The 22,850-nt window shown below is 70.5% G+C and carries 19 protein-coding genes and 1 pseudogene; 8 read left to right on the top strand and 12 right to left on the bottom strand.

The genetic code is table 11. The annotated features are described in order from the left end of the window. Positions 1-71: 71 nt before the first annotated feature. From ABZ208_RS05255 to ABZ208_RS05240, 4 genes are all read right to left on the bottom strand, one after another. Positions 72-686: a hypothetical protein gene (locus ABZ208_RS05255; RefSeq protein WP_356908227.1), complete on the bottom strand. Its 615-nt coding sequence runs from the start codon at positions 684-686 to the stop codon at positions 72-74. Then, a complete protein-coding gene (locus ABZ208_RS05250; RefSeq protein WP_356908226.1) occupies positions 683-2,461 on the bottom strand; it encodes a nickel-dependent hydrogenase large subunit in 1,779 nt (592 codons plus the stop codon). Before ABZ208_RS05250 ends, ABZ208_RS05255 begins: the two co-directional genes overlap by 4 nt. A gap of 63 nt (positions 2,462-2,524) precedes the next feature. Beyond that, the gene (locus tag ABZ208_RS05245; protein ID WP_328393020.1) at positions 2,525-3,619 is read right to left on the bottom strand and encodes a hydrogenase expression protein HypE; all 1,095 of its coding nucleotides are present in this window, start codon (positions 3,617-3,619) and stop codon (positions 2,525-2,527) included. A 61-nt stretch (positions 3,620-3,680) separates the two neighbouring features. Next, on the bottom strand, positions 3,681-5,375 hold the full coding sequence (locus ABZ208_RS05240; protein WP_356908225.1) for a hydrogenase maturation protein: 1,695 nt from the start codon (positions 5,373-5,375) through the stop codon (positions 3,681-3,683). A gap of 288 nt (positions 5,376-5,663) precedes the next feature. Here ABZ208_RS05240 and ABZ208_RS05235 point away from each other — a divergent pair, with 288 nt between their 5' ends. The 3 genes from ABZ208_RS05235 to ABZ208_RS05225 all read left to right on the top strand — a co-directional run bounded on the left by ABZ208_RS05235 (position 5,664) and on the right by ABZ208_RS05225 (position 9,076). Continuing rightward, positions 5,664-6,608, top strand: a complete 945-nt coding sequence (locus ABZ208_RS05235) for a nucleoside hydrolase (RefSeq protein WP_356908224.1) — start codon at positions 5,664-5,666, stop codon at positions 6,606-6,608. 133 nt (positions 6,609-6,741) lie between these two features. Next, complete coding sequence (locus tag ABZ208_RS05230) at positions 6,742-7,626, top strand: hypothetical protein (RefSeq protein ID WP_356908223.1); 885 nt, start codon at positions 6,742-6,744, stop codon at positions 7,624-7,626. Positions 7,627-7,678: 52 nt separating this feature from the next. Further along, positions 7,679-9,076: a hypothetical protein gene (locus ABZ208_RS05225; protein WP_356908222.1), complete on the top strand. Its 1,398-nt coding sequence runs from the start codon at positions 7,679-7,681 to the stop codon at positions 9,074-9,076. A gap of 14 nt (positions 9,077-9,090) precedes the next feature. On the opposite strand, the gene ABZ208_RS05220 is transcribed toward ABZ208_RS05225, so the two are convergent. The 6 genes from ABZ208_RS05220 to ABZ208_RS05195 form a co-directional block, all read right to left on the bottom strand. Then, a complete protein-coding gene (locus ABZ208_RS05220; protein ID WP_356908221.1) occupies positions 9,091-10,119 on the bottom strand; it encodes an RNA ligase family protein in 1,029 nt (342 codons plus the stop codon). Beyond that, positions 10,112-11,083, bottom strand: coding sequence for an MBL fold metallo-hydrolase (locus ABZ208_RS05215; protein WP_356908220.1), 972 nt, complete (start codon positions 11,081-11,083; stop codon positions 10,112-10,114). The genes ABZ208_RS05220 and ABZ208_RS05215 overlap by 8 nt, the downstream gene beginning before the upstream one ends. Positions 11,084-11,360: 277 nt before the next feature. Then, positions 11,361-11,912: a hypothetical protein gene (locus tag ABZ208_RS05210; RefSeq protein WP_356908219.1), complete on the bottom strand. Its 552-nt coding sequence runs from the start codon at positions 11,910-11,912 to the stop codon at positions 11,361-11,363. A gap of 198 nt (positions 11,913-12,110) precedes the next feature. After that, positions 12,111-14,180, bottom strand: a complete 2,070-nt coding sequence (locus ABZ208_RS05205) for a SpoIIE family protein phosphatase (RefSeq protein ID WP_356908218.1) — start codon at positions 14,178-14,180, stop codon at positions 12,111-12,113. Between the two features lie 226 nt (positions 14,181-14,406). Next, entirely contained in the window at positions 14,407-14,847 is a 441-nt protein-coding gene (locus ABZ208_RS05200) for a CBS domain-containing protein (protein ID WP_356908217.1), read from the bottom strand. A 56-nt stretch (positions 14,848-14,903) separates the two neighbouring features. After that, positions 14,904-15,095, bottom strand: coding sequence for a hypothetical protein (locus ABZ208_RS05195; protein ID WP_356908216.1), 192 nt, complete (start codon positions 15,093-15,095; stop codon positions 14,904-14,906). Positions 15,096-15,416: 321 nt separating this feature from the next. Between ABZ208_RS05195 and ABZ208_RS05190 the strand changes: the two genes are divergently transcribed. Genes ABZ208_RS05190 through ABZ208_RS05175 form a run of 4 tightly spaced genes read left to right on the top strand, consistent with a single transcriptional unit; the run spans position 15,417 to position 18,857 of the window. Next, positions 15,417-15,755, top strand: a complete 339-nt coding sequence (locus ABZ208_RS05190) for an antibiotic biosynthesis monooxygenase family protein (RefSeq protein ID WP_328393040.1) — start codon at positions 15,417-15,419, stop codon at positions 15,753-15,755. After that, on the top strand, positions 15,752-16,636 hold the full coding sequence (locus ABZ208_RS05185; RefSeq protein WP_356908215.1) for an NAD(P)-dependent oxidoreductase: 885 nt from the start codon (positions 15,752-15,754) through the stop codon (positions 16,634-16,636). Before ABZ208_RS05190 ends, ABZ208_RS05185 begins: the two co-directional genes overlap by 4 nt. Next, positions 16,633-17,616 (top strand): amidohydrolase family protein, encoded by a 984-nt coding sequence (locus ABZ208_RS05180; RefSeq protein WP_356908214.1) that lies wholly within the window; start codon positions 16,633-16,635, stop codon positions 17,614-17,616. Before ABZ208_RS05185 ends, ABZ208_RS05180 begins: the two co-directional genes overlap by 4 nt. Then, positions 17,613-18,857, top strand: coding sequence for a cytochrome P450 (locus tag ABZ208_RS05175; RefSeq protein WP_356908213.1), 1,245 nt, complete (start codon positions 17,613-17,615; stop codon positions 18,855-18,857). The genes ABZ208_RS05180 and ABZ208_RS05175 overlap by 4 nt, the downstream gene beginning before the upstream one ends. A 113-nt stretch (positions 18,858-18,970) precedes the next feature. Here ABZ208_RS05175 and ABZ208_RS05170 read toward each other — a convergent pair whose 3' ends face one another. Beyond that, the gene (locus ABZ208_RS05170) at positions 18,971-19,549 is read right to left on the bottom strand and encodes an ATP-binding protein (protein WP_356908212.1); all 579 of its coding nucleotides are present in this window, start codon (positions 19,547-19,549) and stop codon (positions 18,971-18,973) included. A gap of 471 nt (positions 19,550-20,020) precedes the next feature. On the opposite strand from ABZ208_RS05170, the pseudogene ABZ208_RS05165 reads away from it, so the two are divergent. Further along, positions 20,021-21,016: pseudogene (locus tag ABZ208_RS05165) on the top strand (mechanosensitive ion channel family protein); the annotation flags it as partial. 42 nt (positions 21,017-21,058) lie between these two features. On the opposite strand, the gene ABZ208_RS05160 reads toward ABZ208_RS05165, so the two are convergent. Next, positions 21,059-22,558, bottom strand: coding sequence for an oligopeptide:H+ symporter (locus ABZ208_RS05160; RefSeq protein WP_356908211.1), 1,500 nt, complete (start codon positions 22,556-22,558; stop codon positions 21,059-21,061). Positions 22,559-22,850 lie beyond the last annotated feature (292 nt).

Genomic DNA, 22,850 nt, shown 5'->3' with positions numbered 1-22,850 from the left:
CGCGAACCGGCGCAGGCCGCGCGGCTCCCGGCCGGGCGCGCGTCCTGCCGGTCCGGCCTGGGGCAGCCCGCTCACCGCGCGGTGGCCGAACAGGAGCCGACGGGGGACGGGCCGGCCGGGCCGGTCCCGATCTGGAGGAGGGCGGGTTCGCGTGCGGTGCCCGTGCCGTCCATGTCGACCCTGGTCACTTCGGGGGCGAAGCAGGCCAGCGCGTCCACGGCGGCCTGCCTGGCCCCGTCCTGGGTGCTCGGGCAGCCGCATCCGCCGGATCCGGTCGTCCTCAACCGCAGTACGCCGGTGGCCTCGTCGAACCCGGCCTGCTCGACGCCGAGTCCGCGGACGGTGTCCATGGCGCGGCCGATGCGGGTGGTGAGGTCCTCGGGGTGGAGGTCGTGCAGCACGAGCAGGCTCGCCACCAGCTCGTCGCCGAGCAGGGCGGCGAGCGGGTCGGCCCCGGGCCCCTGATGGGCATGGCGGCGCAGCAGCTCCACGGTTCTCGCGAGTCCTGTGCCGTAGAAGTCCATCAGCACCCGCACGAGTTCCTCGGCCGCGGCGCAGGTCTGCTCGTCTCCGGACGCGGCCAGCTGTTCGAGAACCTCCTCGACGCGGCGGCCCGCCTGTTCCGCGGTGCCGGGCCGTGCCGCGGCGCCGGCCCGTGCCACGGTGGTGTCCGCTGCCGCGCTCATCCCGCCAGACCGCTCAGGCCGGTGGGCACGTGCATCGTCTTCACGGTCTTGCCGCCGCCCACGTACATGTGGACGCCGCACGGCAGACAGGGGTCGAAGCTGCGGACGGCCCGCATGATGTCGATGCCCTTGAAGTTCTCGGGCGGGTTCTCCTCGAAGATCGGGGTGTTCTGCACCGCGTCCTCGTACGGGCCGGGCGTGCCGAAGCTGTCCCGTGTGCTCGCGTTCCACGGAGTCGGCGGGTACGGGTGGTAGTTGGCGATCTTGCCGTCCCGGATGACCATGTGGTGCGACAGGACTCCGCGTACGGCCTCGGTGAATCCGACTCCGATCGACTCGTCCGGCACCTCGAACTTCTCCCAGGTCTGGGTGCGTCCGGCGCGTACCTCCTCGAGCCCCTTCTCGGCGCAGTGCAGGGCGACCGCCGCCGCGTAGGCCTGGAAGTAGGTGCGCGCGCGGTTGCGTTCGAGTGCGTTGCTCCACTGGGGGATCCTCCACTCGAACGTGGTCTCCGGCTTGGTCATCGTGCGCGGCAGGTTGATGACAACGCTGTGGCCGGTGGCCTTGACGTAGCCGATGTCGACGAGCCCGGAGAGCGCGGTGGACCACAGGCGGGCGATGGGGCCGCCGCCCGTGTCCAGCGCCAGGTGGTCCTTGCCGTCGAACCAGCGCGGGGACATCACCCAGCTGTACTTGTCGCTGAAGTCCCGCTTCTGGGGGGCGGGGATGGTGTGCTGGTTCCAGGGGTGGCGCGGGTCGACGGGGTTGCCGAGCGGATCGTGGGTGACGAACTGCTCCTGGCCCTCCCAGTCCTCGTAGTACGAGCTGCCGAGCAGGATGCGGATGCCGAGGTTGATCTCTGTGAGGTCGTTGGTGACCAGCTTGCCGTCGACGATGACGCCGGGGGTGACGTACATCCTCCGGCCCCAGTCGGTCATGTTGGCGTAGGTGAAGTCGCAGTACTCGGGGTCGTTGAGCGCTCCCCAGCAGCCCAGGAGCACGCGCCGGCGGCCGACCTCCTCGTATCCGGGCAGCGCCTCGTAGAAGAAGTCGAAGAGGTCGTCGTGCAGCGGGACGACCCGCTTCATGAACTCGACGTAGCGCATGAGGCGGGTCATGTAGTCCGTGAACAGCTGGACGGAGGCGATGGTGCCCACTCCGCCCGGGTAGAGCGTGGAGGGGTGCACATGGCGGCCCTCCATCAGACAGAACATCTCCCGGGTGTAGCGGCTGACCTGGAGTGCCTCGCGGTAGAACTCACCCTCCAGCGGGTTCAGCGAGCGCATGATGTCGGCGATGGTGCGGTAGCCGTGCTCCGCCGCGTGCGGTGCTTCGGTGCGCTCGGCGAGCTCCAGGACGCCCGGGTTGGTCTCGCGGACCATCTTCTCGCAGTAGTCGACCCCGACCAGGTTCTCCTGGAAGATGTTGTGGTCGAACATGTACTCCGCGGACTCGCCGAGGTTGATGATGTACTCACCGAGGTGCGGCGGCTTCACCCCGTAGGCCATGTTCTGCGCGTACACCGAACACGTGGCGTGGTTGTCACCGCAGATGCCGCAGATGCGGCTGGTGATGAAATGGGCGTCACGCGGGTCCTTGCCGCGCATGAAGACGCTGTAGCCGCGGAACACCGACGAGGTGCTGTAGCACTCGGCGACCCGCTTCTGCTTGAAGTCGATCTTCGTGTGGATGCCGAGACTGCCCACGATCCGGGTGATCGGATCCCAAGCCATCTCCACCAGGCCGTCGCCGGCCGCTTTCGCCTGTGTTGCCATCGTGTCTGCGGTGCCCTTCTTCACGTCTTCGAGCAGGAGATGGGTCGGTGTCCTGAACAGGGGTCAGAGCGGCCACGGGGGCCGGTAGCCGGTGGTGATCTTTTCGCCCGTGTGCCGCCACTTGGGCTCCTTGTCCACGGTCTTGGCCGTGAAGCTGCGGAGCCTGCGGATCACGGCGCCGTACGCGCTGGTGCCCGTGACGGACACTCTCGCGCCGGGCGGCTCGTCCATGAACGGCATGAACTTGTCGGGAAAGCCCGGCATGGTGCAGGCAATGCAGATGCCGCCCACGTTCGGGCAGCCGCCGATTCCGGCCATCCAGCCGCGCTTGGGCACGTTGCACTTGACCACGGGGCCCCAGCAGCCGAGCTTCACCAGGCACTTGGGCGAGTCGTAGGCGTCGGCGAACTGGCCCTGCTCGTAGTACCCCGCCCGGTCGCAGCCCTCGTGCACCGTGGCGCCGAACAGCCAGGTCGGCCTGAGCTTGTCGTCCAGGGGGATCATCGGCGCCGCGCCGGTGGCCTGGTAGAGCAGATAGGTCAGCGTCTCGGAGAAGTTGTCGGGCTGGATCGGGCAGCCGGGCACGCACACGATGGGGATGCCGGCCTTGGACTTCCAGTCCCAGCCGAGGTAGTCGGGCACGCCCATGGCGCCGGTCGGGTTGCCGGCCATGGCGTGGATACCGCCGTACGTGGCACAGGTGCCGATCGCGACGACCGCCAGCGCCTTGTCCGCCAGCCGGTCGATCCACTCGCTGGTCGTGATGGGCTGACCGGTCTCGGGGTCGTCGCCGAAGCCGCACCAGTAGCCCTCCTGCTTGATCGACTCATTGGGGATGGAACCCTCGACGACCAGTACGAAGGGGTCGATCTCGCCGCGCTCGCCCTTGAAGAACCATTCGATGAACGTGTCGGCGCCGCCGACCGGGCCGCATTCGAAGTCGATCAGCGGCCAGTGCACCTCGACCTTCGGGAGACCGGGCAGTGCGCCGAGCACGATTTCCTCGATGCTCGGCTGCATGGCGGCCGTCAGAGCGACCGAGTCACCGTCGCAACTCAGTCCCGCGTTGATCCAGAGGATGTGGATCGTGGACTGGTCAGCAGCGGCCTCACCCGACGATTCCCGGGTGTCGACCGCGTTCGACGTTGCTGCTTGCATGAGGACGCCTCCTGGGGAGCACTGGCGACAGACCTTTGGAAATCGGTTGTCATCGTTCTTGCTAACAGTCGGACGGTGCGGCTGCCACCGCACTCTCGGCACGTCCGGACGGCTGTTTGCACACGAACGACCGCCGCAGCGCGTGGTACGGAGCGGTGGGATCGAAGATGATGCGGTGCATCCGGGCGAGCTCCTCCTCCCGGTGGGCCGCCAGCGGCCTGATGGACTCGGCGTGCTCCCGGTCGGACTTCTTCGCGGCGATCCGCTGCCCCGTCGCGGGGAACGAGGCCAGCCGTGCGGCCAGTCGGGTGACTTCTCCGGCGAACTCCTGCGGCGCGCGGTCGACGACCCGGTCCACCAGGCCGAGCCGCAGCGCCTCCCCCGCCGTCATCGGCAGCGCCTCCTCGATGAGCCGTGCCGCGGCGGCCTCGCCCACGCGGCGGGGCAGGGAGTACGTCCAGTACTCGGAGCCGTACAGCCCCATCAGCCGGTAGTGCGGATTGAGCACGGCGCCCGCCCGGCACCAGACCTCGTCGGCCGCGGCGGCCAGCATGACCCCGCCGGCCGCGGCGTTTCCGGCGACGGCGGCGACCACCAGGCGGTCGGTGGTCGTCAGAACGGCCTCCACCAGGTCGTTCATGGCGTTGAGATTGGCCCAGGACTCCCCTGCCGGGTCAGCCGCGGCCTCGATGACGTTCAGATGGATGCCGTTGGAGAAGAAGTCCCGGGCGCCGCCCAGGACCAGCACCGACGTGGGCCGGGCACACGCCACGCGGTAGGCGTCCAGCAGGCGCCGGCACTGCGTCGTGCTCATCGCCCCGCCGGGGAAGGTGAAGAGGAGGAATCCGGCCTGCCCCTCCTCGCGGTAGCGGATGTCGCTCCAGGTCCGGCGCAGCCCGTCCGCATGCAGCGGGGGCGGGATCTCCGGCAGCACGGGCAGCCGGCCCGCCAGGGCGGTGGTGGCCGGGAGCTTGAAGGTGGCGGGCCCTCCGGGAGCGCGCCGGGGCCGCAGTTCCGGGATCCATACCGCACCGTCGGCGGTGGCGCGACAGATCGCACCGGCCCGGGTAGCGAGCAGATCGCCGGGGCGGCCCCGCAGCTTGTCCTCGGCATGACCACCGTGCAGGAACCACTCGGCGCCCAGGAGTTCGTCGAGCACCCCGGGCTGCGAGTCGGCCGCGCGCAGGGTGCGCACGACCGAGTCGGTGGAGTCCGCGTCCCAGGAGATGCGCCGGAGCGCCTGGCGGAAGTACGGCCGTACGCGGACGGTGTCGCCGTCCTGGGGCCGTGGGGTGTACGAACCGGACGCGAATCGGTCCACGGCCGCAAGGACGGCTGTGACCGCGGCGTCCGACACCTCGTTGCGGTACAGATCGCTCTTGGCCACGGGCGGCATGGCGCACGGGACCGAGGCCCACACGGCGCCGGCGTCCATGTCGTCCTCGGCCTGCAGGACGGTGACGCCCCAGGAGCGAGCGCCCTCGTGGACGGCCCAGTCGAGAGACGACGGCCCCCGGTCGCCCACCGGTCCCGGGTGGACGATGAGACACGTGTGTGACTGCCACACATCGCGCGGGACGGCGGTCCTGAGCATGGGCGCCACCACCAGTTCGGGCCGGTGCAGATGGACGGCGTCCCTGATGGAGTCGTCGTGCAGCACGAGTTCCACGGCCACGGTGTGTCTGCGGTCCCGGAGTTCGGCGTGGACTCGCTGGGTGAGGCTGTTGTACGCGCTGGCAACGACAAGAATGTGCATGGCGGCCTTCGACCGGGTACGGCTGGCTTGCGGCCGGATCGCACGCGAGCTGGATGCGGCCACGGCGATCGTCGGACATCCTGGCGCGCCCGCCCGGCGCAGTGCCGTGGGTGTCACTCGAAAGCGAACACCGCCGGGACCACTCGGCGGCGTCCGAACCCGGCAGCGGCGCCCCTGGCCGTCCCTGACGTCATTCCGCGCTCGCGGGGGGCGTCGGGAGAAGGTGAGGGGCTCCGGGGGAAGGCTGCGTGTGTCACCGTCACTGTTCCCAGGACACCGAGGAGTGCCGTGCCTGTCCCGATCATCATCGACTGCGATCCCGGGCACGACGATGCCATCGCCCTCATGCTGGCGGCGGGGGACCCGGCGGTCGAACTGCTCGCGATCACGACGGTCGCAGGCAATCAGACCGTCGAGAAGACGACACTGAACGCGCGGCGGGTCTGCACGGTCGCCGGGATCACCGGTGTTCCCATCGCGGCCGGCTGCGCGCGGCCGCTCGTCCAGCCGCTGCTGGTTGCGGACGACGTGCACGGCACATCCGGCATGGACGGGCCGCAGTTCCCGGAACCCACCGTGGAAGCCGTCCCGGAGCACGCGGTGGACCTGATGCACCGGATCCTGACCGAGCATCCGGAGCCCGTCACGCTTGTCCCGACGGCGCCCCTGACGAATATCGCCTTGCTGCTCACGCGGTACCCGGACTGTGCCGCACGCATCCGGGAGATCGTGCTCATGGGCGGCTCGACCAAGGGCGGCAACAGGACACCGGCGGCCGAGTTCAACGTGTACGTGGATCCGGAGGCTGCGGACATCGTCTTCCGCAGCGGCGTCCCGGTCACCATGTGCGGTCTCAATGTCACCCATCAGGCCCTCGCCACGCCCGGGGTGCTGGCCCGCCTGGAGAGCCTCGACACCGAACTCTCCCGAATCTGCGTGCAGTTGATGACGTACTTCGCCGCCACCTACCGGCGGCTGTGGGGTTTCGCCTCACCACCGCTGCACGACCCGGTCGCGGTCGCCCGGGTCATCGACCCGGCGATCGTGCAGTGCGTCGACGCGAGCGTGGCCGTCGAACTGCGCGGGCAGTACACGCGCGGGGCGACCGTGGTGGACATGCACCAGTACCTGGACCGGCCGGTGAACGCGCGGGTCGCGCTGACCCTGGACAGCGAGAGGTTCTGGGACCGGGTGATCACGGCGATCGACGTGCTCGGCAGCCGCAGGGCGTAGGACCGCCGTGGCCGGACCCGGTTGCCCCGCGGATCGTTACGCACGCCCTGGCGTCGGGAATGATCAGCGCCCGGGTGCTCCGCCGAGCGCCGTTGATTGCCCTCTCGAACACAGGGAAGGTGCTGGGCGAGTCGTGGATCTGGAGAATGTCGCGGACGAGCTGTACGGGCTGCCGCCGGACGAGTTCGTCGAGGCCCGCGGCCGGCATGCGGCCGCGGCCCGCAAGGCGAAGGACCGCGAGCTCGCCGACCGGATCGGCGCCCTGCGACGCCCGACACAGTCGGCGTGGACCAGCAACATGTTCGTCCGCGCCCACCCCGAGCAGGTGTCCCGGATGCTCGAGCTCGGTGAAGGTCTGCGCCAGGCCCATCAGGAGCTCGACCCCGGGCAGCTGCGCACACTCAGCCGTCAGAAGCACACGGTGGTCGGTGAACTCGCCCGACAGGCCCGGCAGCTCGCTGCCGATGCCGGGCACCCCATCGGTGAGGCGGCGCAGCAGGAGATCGAAGCGACCCTGCACGCGGCCCTTGCGGATCCGCAGGCGGCGCAGGAGTGGGCATCCGGCCGGCTGGCCAAGCCGCTCAGCGCCACCGGCTTCCCCGCGATCCCGGTGACGGCACCCCTGCCGACTGCGCCCCGTGCGACCACGGCCGCACCGTCCGCGCCGCAGCGCAGTTCCGCGGGCGGCGGGAACGACGCCACCGCGGCGACGGCCGAGGAGCAGCGCCGTACCCGGCTCACGCAGGCCCGTCAGGACGCCGACGCCGCCGATCGCCGGGCGCGGGAGCGCGAGGACGACCTCGAGCAGGCCGAGACGCTCGTGCGGGAGGCGCAGGAGCACGCGGCCGCGGTGGCCGGGGAGCTGTCGGACGCGCAGGAGAGGGCACGCGCCGCCAAGAGCGCCCTGGACGAGGCGCGGCACCGGGCCACCGAGGCCGGGCGAAGGGCCCGCCAGGCCCGCCGCGACGCCCGGACCGCTCGCTCGCGCGCGGAGCGCCTGGCGGCGGACGGCGAGTGAGGGAGGGCGGGTGGGTGGCGTGAGGCTTGTCGGGCGGTCTAGCCTCCCTCATGTGATCAAGGGGGAATCCGCCGTGCCGCCGCTCGGCTCACTGGCCGAGGAGCTCGCGGCCGCGCCGGCCGGCCGCGGCGACCAGGACGTCGAGACGTACGAGCGACTGCTCAACGCCGTGGTGACCTGGGCGTACCGCGACCGGGACGCTCTGGCCGCCGCGCTGGCGCCCGTCGTGCGCGAGTTCGCGGGACAGCGGCGGGGGCCGGGACAGGGCCTGGCCCCTGTGGTGGAGCAAGCCGCAGGCACCGTCCGGGCCGAGGAGCCCTGGGAGAACGCCGAGCGCGGCTGGCTCGAGCTCTGCCAGCACGAGGCGCTGGACCACATCGTGGGGGCGCGCATCGGGGAGATCGCCGCACGACTGCGGGCGGGTGATCACGTGCCGTCCCTGCTGGCCGCGCCGAGCGGGCCGACCGGGGCCGTGGAGCCGCTCGACCTGGTCGAGCGCCTCGCGCAGTACGAGCGGTCAGGCGTCCGGCCGGGCCCTGCCGATCTGGGGCAGGCGCTGCTGCGCTGCGGCGGTGGCCCGGTCGAACCCGAAGTGCTGCGCGCGGCGGAGAAGTTGGAACTGCCCGAGGGACCTCGGATTCTCGCCTGGCTGCGTCAGGGCGGGCTGCCCCACCCGGCGTGGTGGCGTGAGCGCGAAGCGGGCGAGCCGGAACGGCCCAGCAGGCGCAGGGGCGCTCGCGCCGGACGGCGGATCCTGGTGGGTACGGAGGCGATCGAGGGCCGTGGTGAGTTCCCCCGGCGCTTCTGGTCGCTCTTCCGGGCGTTCGAGCCGCACATCGGCTGTCCTCACTTCGGCCTGGACAGGAGGGACGGGCACACGGTCGCGGTGCTGCCGTGGCACCCCGAGATCGCCGCTGCCCGGCTGCTGTCGGGGATCGCGTCGGCCGCCGACGCGGACGGCCGCGGTGCCCCGGCGTTCCTTCACACACTGGCCGCGAGCGAAGGCCCGGCGGGGCCCGCCGTGCATCTGGCCGTCGCGTACGGGCTCGCCTCCACCCCGGAGCAGGACCGGCAGGCCGCCGTACAGGCGCTCCTCCTGCTCGCCGCGCAAGGCCGGTTGGACGGCACGCTGCTGGGCCGGGAAGTCGGTGAGCTGGTGGCGCTGGGCACCCTGAAGGTGCCGCTGCTGACCGGCTCGCTCCGTACGGCGGCCATGTCCCCGGGCGCCGCCGCCCCGGTCTGGGACGTACTGGCCGCAGCGCTCCCCGGGCTCCTGGCCTGTACCCGCCCCCAACTGCACGGGGCGCTGCTCGCCATCGCCGCCGACTGTGCGCAGCAGTCGGGTGCGCGCGGTGGGCTGCCGGAGGTGACCGCACTTGCGGGGCGGCCGGGCTCGTCCCAACTGGTCAAGCAGGCCCGGCGGTTGCGGGACGTGCTGGCCGGCCGCTGATCCGGCGAGGAGGACTATGCCGTGGCCCTGCGGTCGGCGGCGTCGAAGCGCGCGAGTGCGAGGGCTCCGGGCCGCAGCGCCTCCTGCAGCGCCCGGCAGAGACCGTCCTCCAGGCCGCCGAGTGCGTCGGCGGCCTCGTCCACCACGTCTTGGGCGATCTCCCGTGCCACGGCATCCGGTGGTGTGCGCGGTCCCAGCTTGCTGACGGCGGCTGCCGCACGTGCCGGGGTGAGCAGTGCGGTGACCTGGCCGACGAGCCAGCCGGGGACACCGGCCGCGCCCTCGGCCGGTGGCCGGTACGGGCGGGAGCCGTCGAAGCGCTCGTCCTCGGCGAAAGCCGGCTGCTTGAGCTTGGCGACGGGGCGCGGCGTACTGCGGCCGCTGTCCGCGTCCGTGACCCACCATTCCCCGGCCGGCTTGACGACCAGCCCTTCGGCGAGGTTGTCGGGCAGTTCGGGCAGGCCCAGCAGACCGGGCAGCCGGGTCGGGAACACCGGGGACTGTTCCTGGACCTGGGCGAGCGTCCCCTGCGCGAGCAGCGGGGCGCAGTGCAGACCGGCGGTTCCGGCAGCCTCGCGCAGCGCCCCGTCGGAGACCCAGCACGTGCCCCGGTCGGTTTCGACGGCGGCGTCGAACGGCAGCCAGAGCAGCCCCGGCGCGTACCAGACCCCGGTCTGCACGGGTTCCGCGCCCGGTGAAGGTGCCACGTCCGGATGCGGGTATCGCCCGCCCGCCAGTTCGCCGTAGACGGTCACCGATGTCGAGGCGTCTGTGCCGTGGCGATGGCGCAGGGCCGCGGCGCAGCGACTGGCCGCCACGGCCAGCGCGGGCCAGATGCGGCCCACGCCGAAGAACTCGTCGAGGCCGCTCTCGCCGAGCAGTTCACGGCGTTTGGCGGGACGGGCGGCCTCCGCGCCGTCGCAGACGACGGCGAAGTTCGCCCCGTGGACCTTCTCCAGCGCGACCCAGTCACGGGCTCGTGCTCCGCCGAGCCGGGCCTTGGCCGGGATCTTCGGATACGGCGACCAGCGGTTCTCAGGCATCGGAGCCGCCGTGCTGGTGCTGCTCGGGCAGACGGCTCTCGGGGTGCACCCACAGCAGTACGTTGTCCAACGGCTCGTTCCTGAAGAAGGCGAGGACATCCTGGTCCGAGTGGCGCAGGCTGAAGTGCGTGAGGACGAAGAGCGTCTGCGGGTGGGCCTCGACCACTGGTCGCAGCCTGCTCCAGACCGTGTGCCCGACCCGGTCCGCCCGTTCCCGTTCGGAGTCGTCGAGATAGGTGCACTCGGTGATGACGACCGGGTACTCGAAGAGCCAGGGATTGCGCTCGAACACGCTCACATGTGTGTCGCCGAGGAAGGCGAACAGCGGTCTGCGGACCTCCTGTTCGACCTCGGCACCGTCCTTGCGCCGCTGCGCCACGATCCGCCCGAACTCCGCGCCCCGGCCCTCCGCGGCGAGGGAGCGCCGCAGCTCCTCGTACTCCGGCAACAGCGCCTTGCGGCGCTCGGAGAAGGCGTAGCCCACGCACGGCACCTTGTGCTCGCACTCGACCACCCGCACATGGTGTCCGCGGCGTCCGAAGGTGAACTCGTCGCCGTCCCGCACACCGTGCAGGCGGTAGGTCCCGGCGAGGGCCGGATCGTATGCCGCGCCGTGGTTCAGTTCGGCCGACGCCCGCAGAAAGGTCTCGACGTACGGCACAGCCGCGGCGGGCAGATGGATGTCGGCCCCGGACGCCTTCGCGGCCAGGTGGTCGAGGTCCTTGGAGTGGTCGTGGTGGGTGTGGGTGAGGAAGACGGTGTCCACCTGCCGGCCTTCGCACAGTCCGGCGTCGAGGCTGCAGCGCAGTTCGGGGATGTGGAAGAACGTCTTGTCGTTGGCTCGCGAGTAACCGGTGAGGGTCAGCTCGGTGCCGGGTATCCGCCAGGTCTTCCACTGCCGGAACGGGTGCCCCTGCTCCAGCCGCTCGGGGTGGCCGGGCAGCCGCCCGGGGGCCTGCGTCATCGGTGCCTCCGTCGACAACCGTTGGTTCAGCGGTTGTCAGACCGCCGTGATCAGATGGGGCTTGATCGTAGCGGGCACCGCCCGGCCGCGGCCTGTGGATTTCCTGGCGCCGACCGGTCCACGGCGCGCGGCCCGAGAGCCGCCGTCACCGGGCGCCGGCAGGGGTGAACCAGCCGTGCTTGGTGCACCCTCCCGAAGACGGGGCCCGCACGACGACGCAGCGAGCGGGTCGGCTCACGAGATGCGGTACCGCCGCTGTGCAGCGGACCGCCCCGGCTCAGTGACCCCCGAGAAGCTTCACGGCCACGACCCCAACACCGATCACCGTGTCGAGAAGGCCCGAGATCATCGCGCTCACCGGCCCGTTGCCCAGCCGCAGGCCGGTCCGCCAGCCCCACAGGAACAGGGTGGCCACTTCCACCCCGGCGCCGATGAGCAGTGCGGTGACCAGATCCATCGCCCCGAGCGCCGACATGCCGATCAGTACAAGGGGCCCCACCGCACCCAGCAGCAGCGGGCTGGAGACGTGCAACGCGGTTCGGATCTCGGCGCGGTTGGCGCTGCGCCGGGTCAGCGCGCGGTGCGACTGCTCGTCGGCGACCAGCGTCGCCAGCCACACCCCGAGCGCCGCCACAGCCACGGTGAGAGCGGCTTCGCCGTGATCGACCGAATCTCCCTCGGCGAGTGCCACCACGACAGCGGTCAGGGTGATGGTCGCGTAGATCCGTTCCTTGAGACGTGCGGCCGCCGTGTCGCCGGCGCGGGCGGCGGTGGCGGGCGCGCTCGCTGCGGAGGCGACCGGATGCGGCTGCGGGTCCGGCGCCGTCATGCCGACCGGGGCGCGGAGCGGCGTGCCTCGGCGGCGGCCAGGATCAAAGTCATGCGTGTGCCCTTCCCGCGAAGCCTCGCGTACCCGGTACGCGTTTCGATGGCACACCGTAACCGAACGATCATGGCAATCGGTTGCGGTGTGTTGCGTGCCGTCGGATCCGGCCCCGGGGGGCAGCCCGCAGACCGGAGGCGCCGGCTACGGTGCGCGGCGGACGCGGGCGAGGACGAGGACCGTGTCGTCCCCCGGCGGATCGGGCAGCAGGTTCGCGAGGATACGGTCGGCTGTCGCCTCCAGCGGGCCGTCGGCCGTTCTGCGGAGTTCGGCGCGCAGCGCCTCCAGCCCGTCGTCGATGTCCTGGCCCCGCGCTTCGATGAGGCCGTCGGTGTAGAGGGCGAGGGTGGCGTTCTCGGGGAGGACGATCTCGGTCGCCAGGAAGGGGGAGCCGCCGACGCCGAGCGGGATGCCCAGCACGTCATCGACGGTTTCGACCCTGCCGTCCGGGTGCAGCACCAGCGGCGGGGGGTGCCCGGCACTGGCCAGGCGGGCGTTTCCGGTCGTGGGGTCGTAGAGGACGTACAGACAGGTCGCGAGATCGATACCGGCGTCCAGGGCGCAGGCGTCGAGTTCGGTGAGCAGGTCCTGCGGTTCCTGGATGTGCCTGGCCAGCGCCTTTGCAGTGATACGCAGCCTTCCCATGGCTGCCGCGGCAGGCACCCCATGGCCCATGACGTCGCCGACGACGAGCGCCAGCCGGTCGCCGGGCAGGCTGATCACGTCGTACCAGTCGCCGCCGACCTCGGTGATGTGACTGCCGGGGACGTAGCGGTGGGCGACCTGTACGTAGGGACTGGTGGCCAAGGCGGTGGGGAGCAGCGCGCGTTGGAGGGTGAGCGCGATGTCCTGGACCCGGCTGTAGAGGCGCGCGTTGTCCAGACACAGGGCGGCGCGGGAGGCGAGTTCACCGGCGAGGCTGAGGTCCTGCTCGGTGAAGGCCGGCCGGGCGGCGGAGCGGCCGAACATGGTGAGCCCCTGCACCGTTCCCCGGGCGATGAGCGGGGCGAGGAGGATGCCGGTCAGGCCGCTGTCGATGAGCAGCTGGGCGCGGGCCTGGTGCACGACGGTCCGCGTCACGAACTCCTCGTTCACGGGGACGGAGACCGGGCGGCCCGTTCGCAGCATCTCGTGGATGCTGGAGCCGGGCGGGTAGGTCACGATCTCCAGTCCGCGGACGAGTTCGCCGGCCGGTGGCGGCAGGACGGTACCGGCGGCGATCCTGCGGGTGACCAGCGGCAGTTCCGGGTTGAACACCTCGGGCTCGTCCGTCCACTCCACCAGTTCGACGACGGAAGCGTCGGAGAAGTCGGGAACCGCGGCGGCGACCAGCTCGCCGGCGGTGACGTTCACGTCCAAGGTGGTGCCGATCTTGGCGGTGGCCCGGTCCAGCAGGGCCAGACGCCGGCGGCCGGCGGTCGCCTCCACGATCGCCTGCTCCCGGTCGGTGACGTCGACCATCAGGCCGCCCAGTCCGGGGCGCGTGCCGACCGCCTGGCTCAAGGGGAAGAAGCTCACCGACCGTACCTGGTCACTGTCGGGGTGCCCGAGCGTGCGCATGCCGACCAGCGTTCCCGCCACGGTTCGGCCCTCGGTGGCGACGGCCCTCAGCATGCGCAGGTACGCGCCGTCGTCGGACGTCACCATGATCTCCCCCATACGCCGTCCGAGGTGCGCCTCGATGGAGAGGCCGTCCATGTCGGCGAGCGCCTGGTTGAGGTGCACGTAGCGCAGGTCCTCGTCGAGCATGACCAGGCCGATGGGGCAGGTCTCGAAGAGGGCGTCGAGGAATGCGAGGTTGGTCTTCACTCGGTCGAGTTCCTCGCTGCGGCTCGCCAGGGCCATGACCACCGACCGCCCAGCGGCCCCCGAGACGGAGAAGACCCGGAAGCCGCAGTCGAAGACCGTGCCGTCCCGGTGCCGGGCCGGCACCCGCCCGCGCCAGTACCCCTCGTTGCGGCCACGCTCCGCGAGGCGTGCAGCCGCGCCGGGGGCGCCGCCGTCGGCCGGGCCGGGGAAGAGGACGGCGCCGGGGTTCGACAGCACGGCCTCGGAGCCGTAGCCGAACAGAGTCTCGGCGCCCGGTCCCCAGTAGCAGATCCGGTCATGCTCGTCGAAGCCGAAGACGGCAATGGCGACGCGCTCCAGAAGCGTTCCGGGCTCGGACTGGAGCTGCCTTGCGGCCTGCTCGTCTCTCGACCGATCTGATGGCACTGCACCGTTCCCTTCGACCCGCGCACGCGCAGGCAGAGCCGGTCGGCGTCGCCACCTCGACGATCGGCGCGACGGCGCCGCCCCGTCCCGTCACGGAACGGAAGAGGGCGGCTGCACGGCGGGGGCGGCTGCGCCCGCAGGAGACCCGGCGCCCGCACCTGGCCCGACAGGCGTCAGGTGCCGACAGCCGTGCCTCCTCGGCGGCCGCACCGCGGCCCGGCAGCGTTCACGCGTTCGCGTACACCTTGGTCGCGAACTCCGCGATCTGCGCGTCCGAGAGATTCCTCGCCAGATTGGCCTCCGTGATCATGCCGACGAGCTGGTGGCCCTGCTGGACGTCGATCACCGGCAGGCGCTTGATCTGGTGCTCCTCCATCAGCGACAGAGCTTCGTCGGCACCCGAGCCCGCGTCGATCCAGTGGAGCTCCCCGGCGAGGGAACCGGCCTGGACCGTTGCCGGGTCGATGCCTTCGGCGCAGCACTGGACGACGATGTCGCGGTCGGTGATCAGGCCCGTGAGCCTGTTGTTGTCGCCGCATATCGGCAGACAGCCCACGTTGAGGTCGCGCATCATCTTGGCCGCGTCGAGCAGTGACTGGTGGGCGCCGATGCACTGCACTCCGCCGGTCATGATGTCGCGGGCGGTGAGCTTGGTTTTCCGGGTCATGTTCCACTTCCGTTCCGTCAGGGCTGCGGCGGCCGTCCTGGCCCTGGCCGCCCTGGTCACCCCCGCTCCTCCAGGGTCACCTCACCTCGCTCTGTTCGCATCTGCGAGCAGTTCATCTGTTCGATGCGGTGCGACGCGACCGGTCGATACGGCGCGGCGCGAACGATGCTGAACGCGTTCAAAGCATGGGTGGGCGGGCCGAAGGCGCTTTCTTCCCGCGGCGTCGATCCGCCGACGCCGCCGCCCACGCGGGGACGCCCCCGGCGTCGGCGCCGAGGCACGACGCGCCCCGGGGGCGCCGGCCCCGTACCCGCCGCACCGCTTCCCGCCATGAGCGGTGCCGGTCCGAGGGACGACGCATCGTCCAACAGCAAGGGGATTCACTCTCATCGGGCACAAGGCCGTCGGCGGCTTCCGGAAAGGGCCTTCTTCAGTCACCCGGACGGACCATCCGCGAAGCGACCGCCCTTACCCCCATTGGGCTCTCGCCACACCGGAGTTGCGTGGCCAGGCGGGCCATGAGTCGGTGGGAGTCGTGTCCTGCCGGATCTCAACCACCAGGAGGAGACATGGACGCACTGCAGAACGGCCAATCGGCCCAAAGGCTGTCCGTGGTGTTCGCGGTTCAGGTCATCGAGAACGGCGAACAAGGGTTTCTGGAGATGTACGAGCGAATACGCAAGTCCGTCGCTCAAGTCCCCGGGCACATCATCGACAGGCTGGGTGAGCCCGTCGACGGCTCCCGGCAGTGGGTGATCACCAGCGAGTGGGAGACCCCCGAGCACTTCTTCGCCTGGCAGCAGGGAGAAGACCACCAGACGCTGGTGGCTCCGCTGCGCCAGTGGGTCGACCACACCCAGTCGCTGCGCTTCCGGGTCATCAAGGAGACCGTGGGGAGGAAGTCATGACGCGTCCCAACGGCCCCGTGGCCGTCCTCGGTCTCGGCACCATGGGCACCGGCCTGGCCACCCGCCTTCTTGAGCAGGGTGTTCCGGTACGGGTCTGGAACCGCACCCCGGAGCGGACCGAACCTCTCGCGAAGGCCGGCGCCTTCGCCGCAGCCCACCCGGCCGATGCCGTCGAGGGCACGAGCGCCGCCATCTGCACCGTGGCCGACGGCGACGCCCTCGGCGCCGTGCTGCGGGGACCGGACGGGGTGCTGACCGCAGGCCAGTACCGCGGCTCCCTGGTCTGCGCCAGCACCGTCGCTCCGGACGAGGTCGTCCGTATCGCCGGGGACGTGCCCTCCGTTCTGGACGTGGGCATGCTGGGCAACCGCGAGCACGCCCGCAGCGGTGATCTGCGGCTGTTCGTGGGCGGCGAGGAGCGGGTCTTCACCGCGGGGCGGCCGCTGCTCGAGCTGCTGGGCAAGCAGGTCGTGCACCTCGGCGCGCTCGGTTCCGGCATGCGCATGAAGCTGCTCCTCAACCTGCTGATGGGCATCGAGGTCCAAGCCATGGCCGAGGCCGTGGAGTTGGCGACCGCGACCGGGCTCGACCGCAAGCTCGTACTGAGCACCATCGCGGGCAGCGGCTTCGCCTCCCCGGTCATGGCGTTCAAGTCGAAACGCCTGGCTTCCGGGCGATTCGACAAGCCCGACTTCAGGCTGTGCCTGATGGCCAAGGACCTCAAGCTCGTAGCGGACCAGGCCGCGGCGGCGGGAATGCGCCTTCCGCTCGTCGACGCGGCCGCGGAGACCCACCTCCGCGCCACCGAGCAGGGACACGGCGACGAGGACTGTGTCGCGGTCGCCCACGCCATCGCACCGAACCCGGGGACCAGGACATGATCATCGACATCCACGGGCACCTGTCCCCACCGGAGGCCGCCCAGCGCTTCCCCATGCCTCCCAGCCTGACGGACGTCGACGGAATGCTCGCCGCCCGCGCTCAGGCCGGGATCGACCTCACCATCATCGGCAGTCCGGTCGGCGCCGGCGCGATGGCCCGAGTCCCCGGCGTCGACAACTACGCGCAGCCCCGGGACCGTCTGAGACGGTTCCACGACTGGATGTCCGGCCTGTTCGCCTCCTTCCCGGACCAGTTGCGCGGGTACGTGTACGCCAACCCCTTCGGCGACGACGATCATCTGGAAGGGGTCCGGGAGACGCTGGCAGATCCCGGCTTCGTGGGTCTGATCACCACGTCCAGCGTCCACGGCGAGTTGCTCGGCTCTCCGCGCGCGGACTCCTTCTTCGCGCTGGCCGCCGAGACAGGGGTGCCGGTCCTGGTGCACGCCCCGGCCGAACCGATCGGCACGGAGCGGGTCGACAACGTCGGCTTCGTCGAGCAGATCGGCCGGTTCGGCGACGTCACCATGGGCATGGCCATGATCGCGTTCGCGGGATGGCTGGAGAAGTACCCCGGCCTGCGGCTGATCGGTGCCACCGGCGGCGGCGCGATCGCGCTGCTGCCGGAGCGCCTGCAGACGGCGGCGCGTCCGCGGCACTGGGGCGGGGGCGCGCCGGCGGCGGCGTCCTCCACCCCGGCGGCGGCCCCGCCGTCCTCCACCCCGCAGGCGGCCGACCCGGCCGCCGCACTGCGGCGCATGTATGTCGACACCAGTCCGTTCAGCCCGGCGCACCTCGGCCTCAACGCGGAGGTGCTGGGGCCCGAGCGGATGCTCTTCGGCACCGACTCGCCGCCGATGTCCGCGCCGCTGGAGGATTCCATCCGCATGATCGAGAAGCTGCCTGTCGACAAGGCGTCCCAGCAGCTCATTCTCGGCGGCAACGCCGAGGCCATCTTCGACCTCAGGAGCCGTCCGTGACCACTGTGGAAAGTCCGGCCACCGCAGCCGAGCGGTGCACCCCGGAGTTCAGGCGCAACCCGCATCCGGTGTACGCCGACCTCCGGGAGACGGCACCCGTCTGTCCCATGCGACCGCCTCACGGCATCGACACGTACCTGATCACGCGGTACGAGGACGCACGGGCTGCCCTGGCGGACCCTCGGCTGAGCAAGGACATGTACGGGGCCATGGACGCGTACCGGAGGATCTTCGGTGACTCGTCGGTGGCTCTGGACGATCACATGCTCAACGCCGACCCGCCCAAGCACACCCGGCTGCGCAAGCTGGTGAACACCGCCTTCACCCCACGCCGCGTGGAGTCGCTGCGGCCGCAGATCCAGGACCTCGTCGAGACACTGCTCGACGCATGCCCGACCGGGCAACCGGTCGACCTGCTGCCGACGTTCGCGTTCCCGCTGCCGATCATCGTGATCTGCGAGCTGCTCGGCGTACCGCCGGACGAGCGGGCGCAGGTGCAGCAGTGGTCCACCACGGTGGCGCAGACCGGGTTCAGCAAGGAATCCAGGCACGCCCAGCAGAAGGCGGAGCAGAGCCTGCACGCGTACTTCACGGATCTCCTGGCGCGCAAGCGCAGCCGCCCGGGCGAGGACCTGCTCAGCGCCCTGATCGCAGCGCGGGACAGCGACGGCGGGCTCAGCGAGAACGAGCTGGTCTCGACAGCGTTTCTGCTGATGTTCGCGGGTCACAAGACGACCGCGTACCTCATCGGCAACGCCGTCTACCACCTCATCACCCACCCTGCACAGCTCCGCGCGGTGCAGCAGAACCCGGACCTGGTCGGACCGGCGGTGGAGGAGGTGCTGCGGTACGACGGCTCGGTGGAGAGCGCGACGTTCCGTCATGCGACCGAGGCTGTGGAGATCGCCGGGACGCGGATTCCGAAGGGCGCTCTGGTTCAGATCGCGCTCACTTCGGCCAACCGTGACCCGCGCAAGTTCGAATCCCCGGATCAGCTGGACGTGACACGGCAGGGGAACGCCCAGAATGCCCATCTGGGTTTCGGCCACGGCATTCACTACTGCCTGGGAGCGCCGCTCGCCAGGCTGGAGATGCAGCTCGCGCTCACCGGTCTGTTCGGCCGGTTCCCGAGGACGGCTCTGGCCGACCCGATGCGGGAGGCGCCCTGGATGGAAGTGCCGTTCCCGGCCTTCCGCGGTCTCTCGGAGCTGTCCGTCGTGCTCGAGCCGGCCACGCCGTGACGGGCACCGGGGGCTGACAGCACCCTCATGCTGTCGTCGGGCGGGCCGGGCCTCAGGCCCCGGCCCGCCCGATCTGCTTCACGGCCCCTCGCACCGGCCGGCGGCCGGCGGGTTCACCAGCGACCGGTCATGTGGGGCAGGAAGTGCATCACCGGGCAGGCGTCGGCCAGGCATGTGGCGAGGTCAGCGCTGTCCGCGGCGTCGGCGGCGGGGAAGACCGCCCGGACCTCCTTGCCCCGTACGGGCGCCCGGCGCACCTGCAGGGTGCCCCCCGCCTCGCGGGCGAGGCTGTCGACGATCATCAGGCCCCGTCCGCAGTCCTGTCCGGGGTCGGCCGCGAGCGGCGGCTGCGGCAGGAAGGGGTGCTCGTCGTGCACGGCCAGTACGAGCGTCGTCCCGGTTCTGGTGAGCGTCACCGTGGTCCTGGCCGAATACGGAACGGCGTGCCGTGCGGCATTGCCGACCAGCTCGGAGATCACGAGTGAGGCCGTGTGCAGCCCGTCGTCGTGCAGTCCCCATTCCCGCAGCACGCGAGCCACCCGCCGCCGGGCCACGGGGACCTCTGCGGCTGCCGCGGACACGGTGAAGGCATGGACACACACGGCGTCGCCCGGCCCGCGGCGGGAGGTGAGGACACGGTGTGCGACGGTGCCGCGCCGCGCCGCGGATGGATTCGAGACGGTGGTTCGCATAGCGATTCCCGGTGGTTTGCTCTGCAGGTTTACGGCGGGCTGTTGGACCGCTCATGCGAGGGGCGAGCCCTCTGACCGGTGACGCGTCACGCTGCGTCGCCTGCCGCCCACGGCCGGTTCCCCGGACCCGGAGGGGAATTCCACCCGACCTACGTTCGACATTGCCGAACTCTAATCAGACTTTCACCGGTCGACAAGGGGCCGTATCGATGCATATGCCTCCGCCGATCATCCCGCGCATCGACAACGGAAGATCACTCCCGGAAACTGATCTTGATCGGTTTCCGGCCGTACGCGGTGACACGCAGTCAGGCGATGTGGAAACGCCGCCTCCTGGACGTACGGCAGGATGACAGGTCGCACAACGGCACTCCATGAACACGCAGGTGACTAGGTGACGACACACCACACACGGCTCATAGCGGCAAGCTCCGCCGCACGCACCCTTCCCCGTGCCACGGGAGGCGAGAGGTGAACCGGGCTCTCGCGCTGCACGACCTGATCGTCGCCGGAATCGCTCTGGCCGCGGGCATCGCGGCCGCCGCGCTGTCGCGTGTGATCCTGAAATGGCTCGGCGTACGGGCCGACAGAACCCGCTGGAGCGGCGACGACATCATCGTCGCCGCCCTGCGGGCACTGCTTCCCTGGGCCGCGATCACCGGCGGCGCGGCGGTCGCGGCCTCGGCGCTCCCCCTGACTGCCAGGGTCGAGCGCAACGTCACCATGGCGCTGACCGCCGTTCTCATCGTGGCCGCGACGCTCACCGTCGGGAGGATCGTCGCCGGCCTGGTGCAGGCCCTGGCCAACTCCAGGACCGGTGTCGCCGGGTCGGCCACCATTTTCGTGAACATCACGCGCGTCGTGGTGCTGGCCATCGGCTTCCTCGTCGTACTGGAGACCCTCGGCATCTCCATCGCGCCGCTGCTCACCGCGCTGGGCGTGGGCGGTCTGGCGGTGGCCCTGGCCCTGCAGGACACCCTGGCCAACCTCTTCGCGGGTGTGCACATCCTGGCTTCCAGAACGGTGCAGCCCGGTGACTACATCAGGCTCAGCAGCGGAGAGGAGGGCTATGTCGTCGACATCAACTGGCGCAACACCGTGGTGCGCACGCTCTCCGAGAACCTGGTGATCATCCCCAACACCAAGCTGTCCGGCACGAACATGACCAACTACCACCAGCCCGAGCAGCACATGACGCTCAACGTCCAGGTGGGGGTCGGCTACGACAGCGACCTGGATCATGTCGAGAAGGTCACCACCGAGGTCGTCGACAGCGTGATGGCCGATGTCGCCGGCGGCATCCCCGACCATGAACCACTCATCCGTTTCCACACCTTCGGCGACTCCAGGATCGGCTTCACGGTGATCCTTGGGGTCGGGGAATTCAGCGACCAGTACCGGATCAAGCACGAGTTCATCAAGCGTCTGCACCGGCGCTATCGGGCCGAGGGCATCAGCATTCCCGCCACCGGATCCGGTGCAGCGGCCCTCACGACCGTACGGACGTGCTCAGTGCACGCCGCCCATGAGCGGCTGGACCTTCTTGCGGTACATGAAGATCGCGATACCGGCGACGGCGGCGAGCCCACCCAGGCTGGCGAACCAGCCCTGCGTGTCGGTCGGGGCGCCGAGCAACTGCAGCAGCGCGACGACCGAGTTGCCCGCGGTCACGGCGAGGAACCAGACACCCATCATCTGGGAGGCGTACTTCTGCGGCGCCAGCTTGGTGGTCAGCGACAGGCCGACCGGGGAGAGCGTCAGCTCACCGATGGTCTGCATGAAGTACACCGTGACCAGCCACATCGGGGTCACCTTGGCGTCGCCCGCGGCCACGCCCTGCGCCAGCATCATCACGCCGAAGGAGGCGCCGATGAGCACCAGGCCGAAGGCGAACTTGCTGAGCGTGCTGGGCTCCTTGGAGCGCTTCGCCAGTGCCACCCACGCCCAGGCGAAGACCGGGGCGAGAGCCATCACGAACAGCGGGTTCAGCGACTGGTACCAGCTCTCCGGGAAGGAGAAGCCGAACAGCGTGGACTGGGTGTCGTTCTTGGCGAACAGCGACAGGGTCGAGCCGGACTGGTCGTAGATCGCCCAGAACGCGGCGGCGGCCACGAAGAACCACACGTACGCGGACATGCGGCTGCGCTCGACGTCCTCGAGGTCCTTGTCCCGCTTCACGCGGATCAGGTACCAGGCCGGCAGCGCCAGACCCAGGATGGTCAGCGGCCACAGCACCCAGTCGATGGTGAAGACGCCGGCCATGCCGATGACGCCGTACGCGCCCGCGGCGACGGCCAGCCAGACCAGGGCCTTCTTGATCATGGCCGCACGCCCGGCGGCGTCCAGCGGGGCCGGGACGCGGTTCGACTCGGGGGACAGGTTGCGGAAGCCGAGGAAGTAGAAGAGCAGACCGATGGCCATGCCGACACCGGCCATGGCGAAGCCGAGGTGCCAGCTCACCCACTGGCCGACCGCGCCGATGGTCAGCGGAGCGACGAAGGCACCGAGGTTGATGCCCATGTAGAAGATCGTGAAGCCACCGTCACGGCGGGGGTCGTTCTTGTCCGGGTACAGGTGGCCGACCATCGTGGAGATGTTGGCCTTGAGGACACCGGAACCGACCGCGATGAACGCCAGGCCGATGAAGAACGAGATCTGCGCCGGGACGGCCAGCAGGAAGTGGCCGGCCATGATGATGACGCCGGCCACCGCGACGGCCTTGCGGGCGCCCCAGACGCGGTCGCCGAGCCAGCCGCCGGGAAGGGCGAGCAGGTAGACCATCGCGTTGTAGACGGAGTAGATCGCGACCGCGGTCGCGTCGTTCATACCGAGCCCACCGTCGGCCACTTCGGCGGACAGGTAGAGCACGAGCAGGGCGCGCATGCCGTAGAAGCTGTACCGCTCCCACATCTCGGTCATGAAGAGGTTGGCCAGGCCGCGGGGGTGGCCGAGGAACGTCTTCTCGTAGCCGGGGGTACCGGCCGAGACGCTCGTCAGGCTGGACGCCATGTCGATCCTTGCTTGCTCGGGACGCGGCGCTTCGTGAGCGGTACGCGCCCGGTGGGGGGAGGCCGGCACCGGCGTGGAACCGCCCCGACCTCACGCCCAGAGGCTTTGCTCCGCTCGTGGCAGAGACAGGGGGCAGTCCGCACCGGGATCCACGCCCCGTACGCACCTTCGCGTTCGGGGCCCGGCCCACAGGTCATTCACTACTCGCCGGCGACAGGGATGGTGGCCCAACCTTGCGCAGGAATAGGGACCTTTGATGCGCAGGGCGCGCCAAAGGTCCCGGAAAACTACA

The sequence above is a fragment of the Streptomyces sp. NPDC006208 genome (genome assembly GCF_040613775.1).
In the GTDB taxonomy this organism is placed as follows: domain Bacteria; phylum Actinomycetota; class Actinomycetes; order Streptomycetales; family Streptomycetaceae; genus Streptomyces.
Note: the sequence above shows the minus strand (reverse complement) of the source record. Positions and strands in the feature narration are given on the sequence as shown.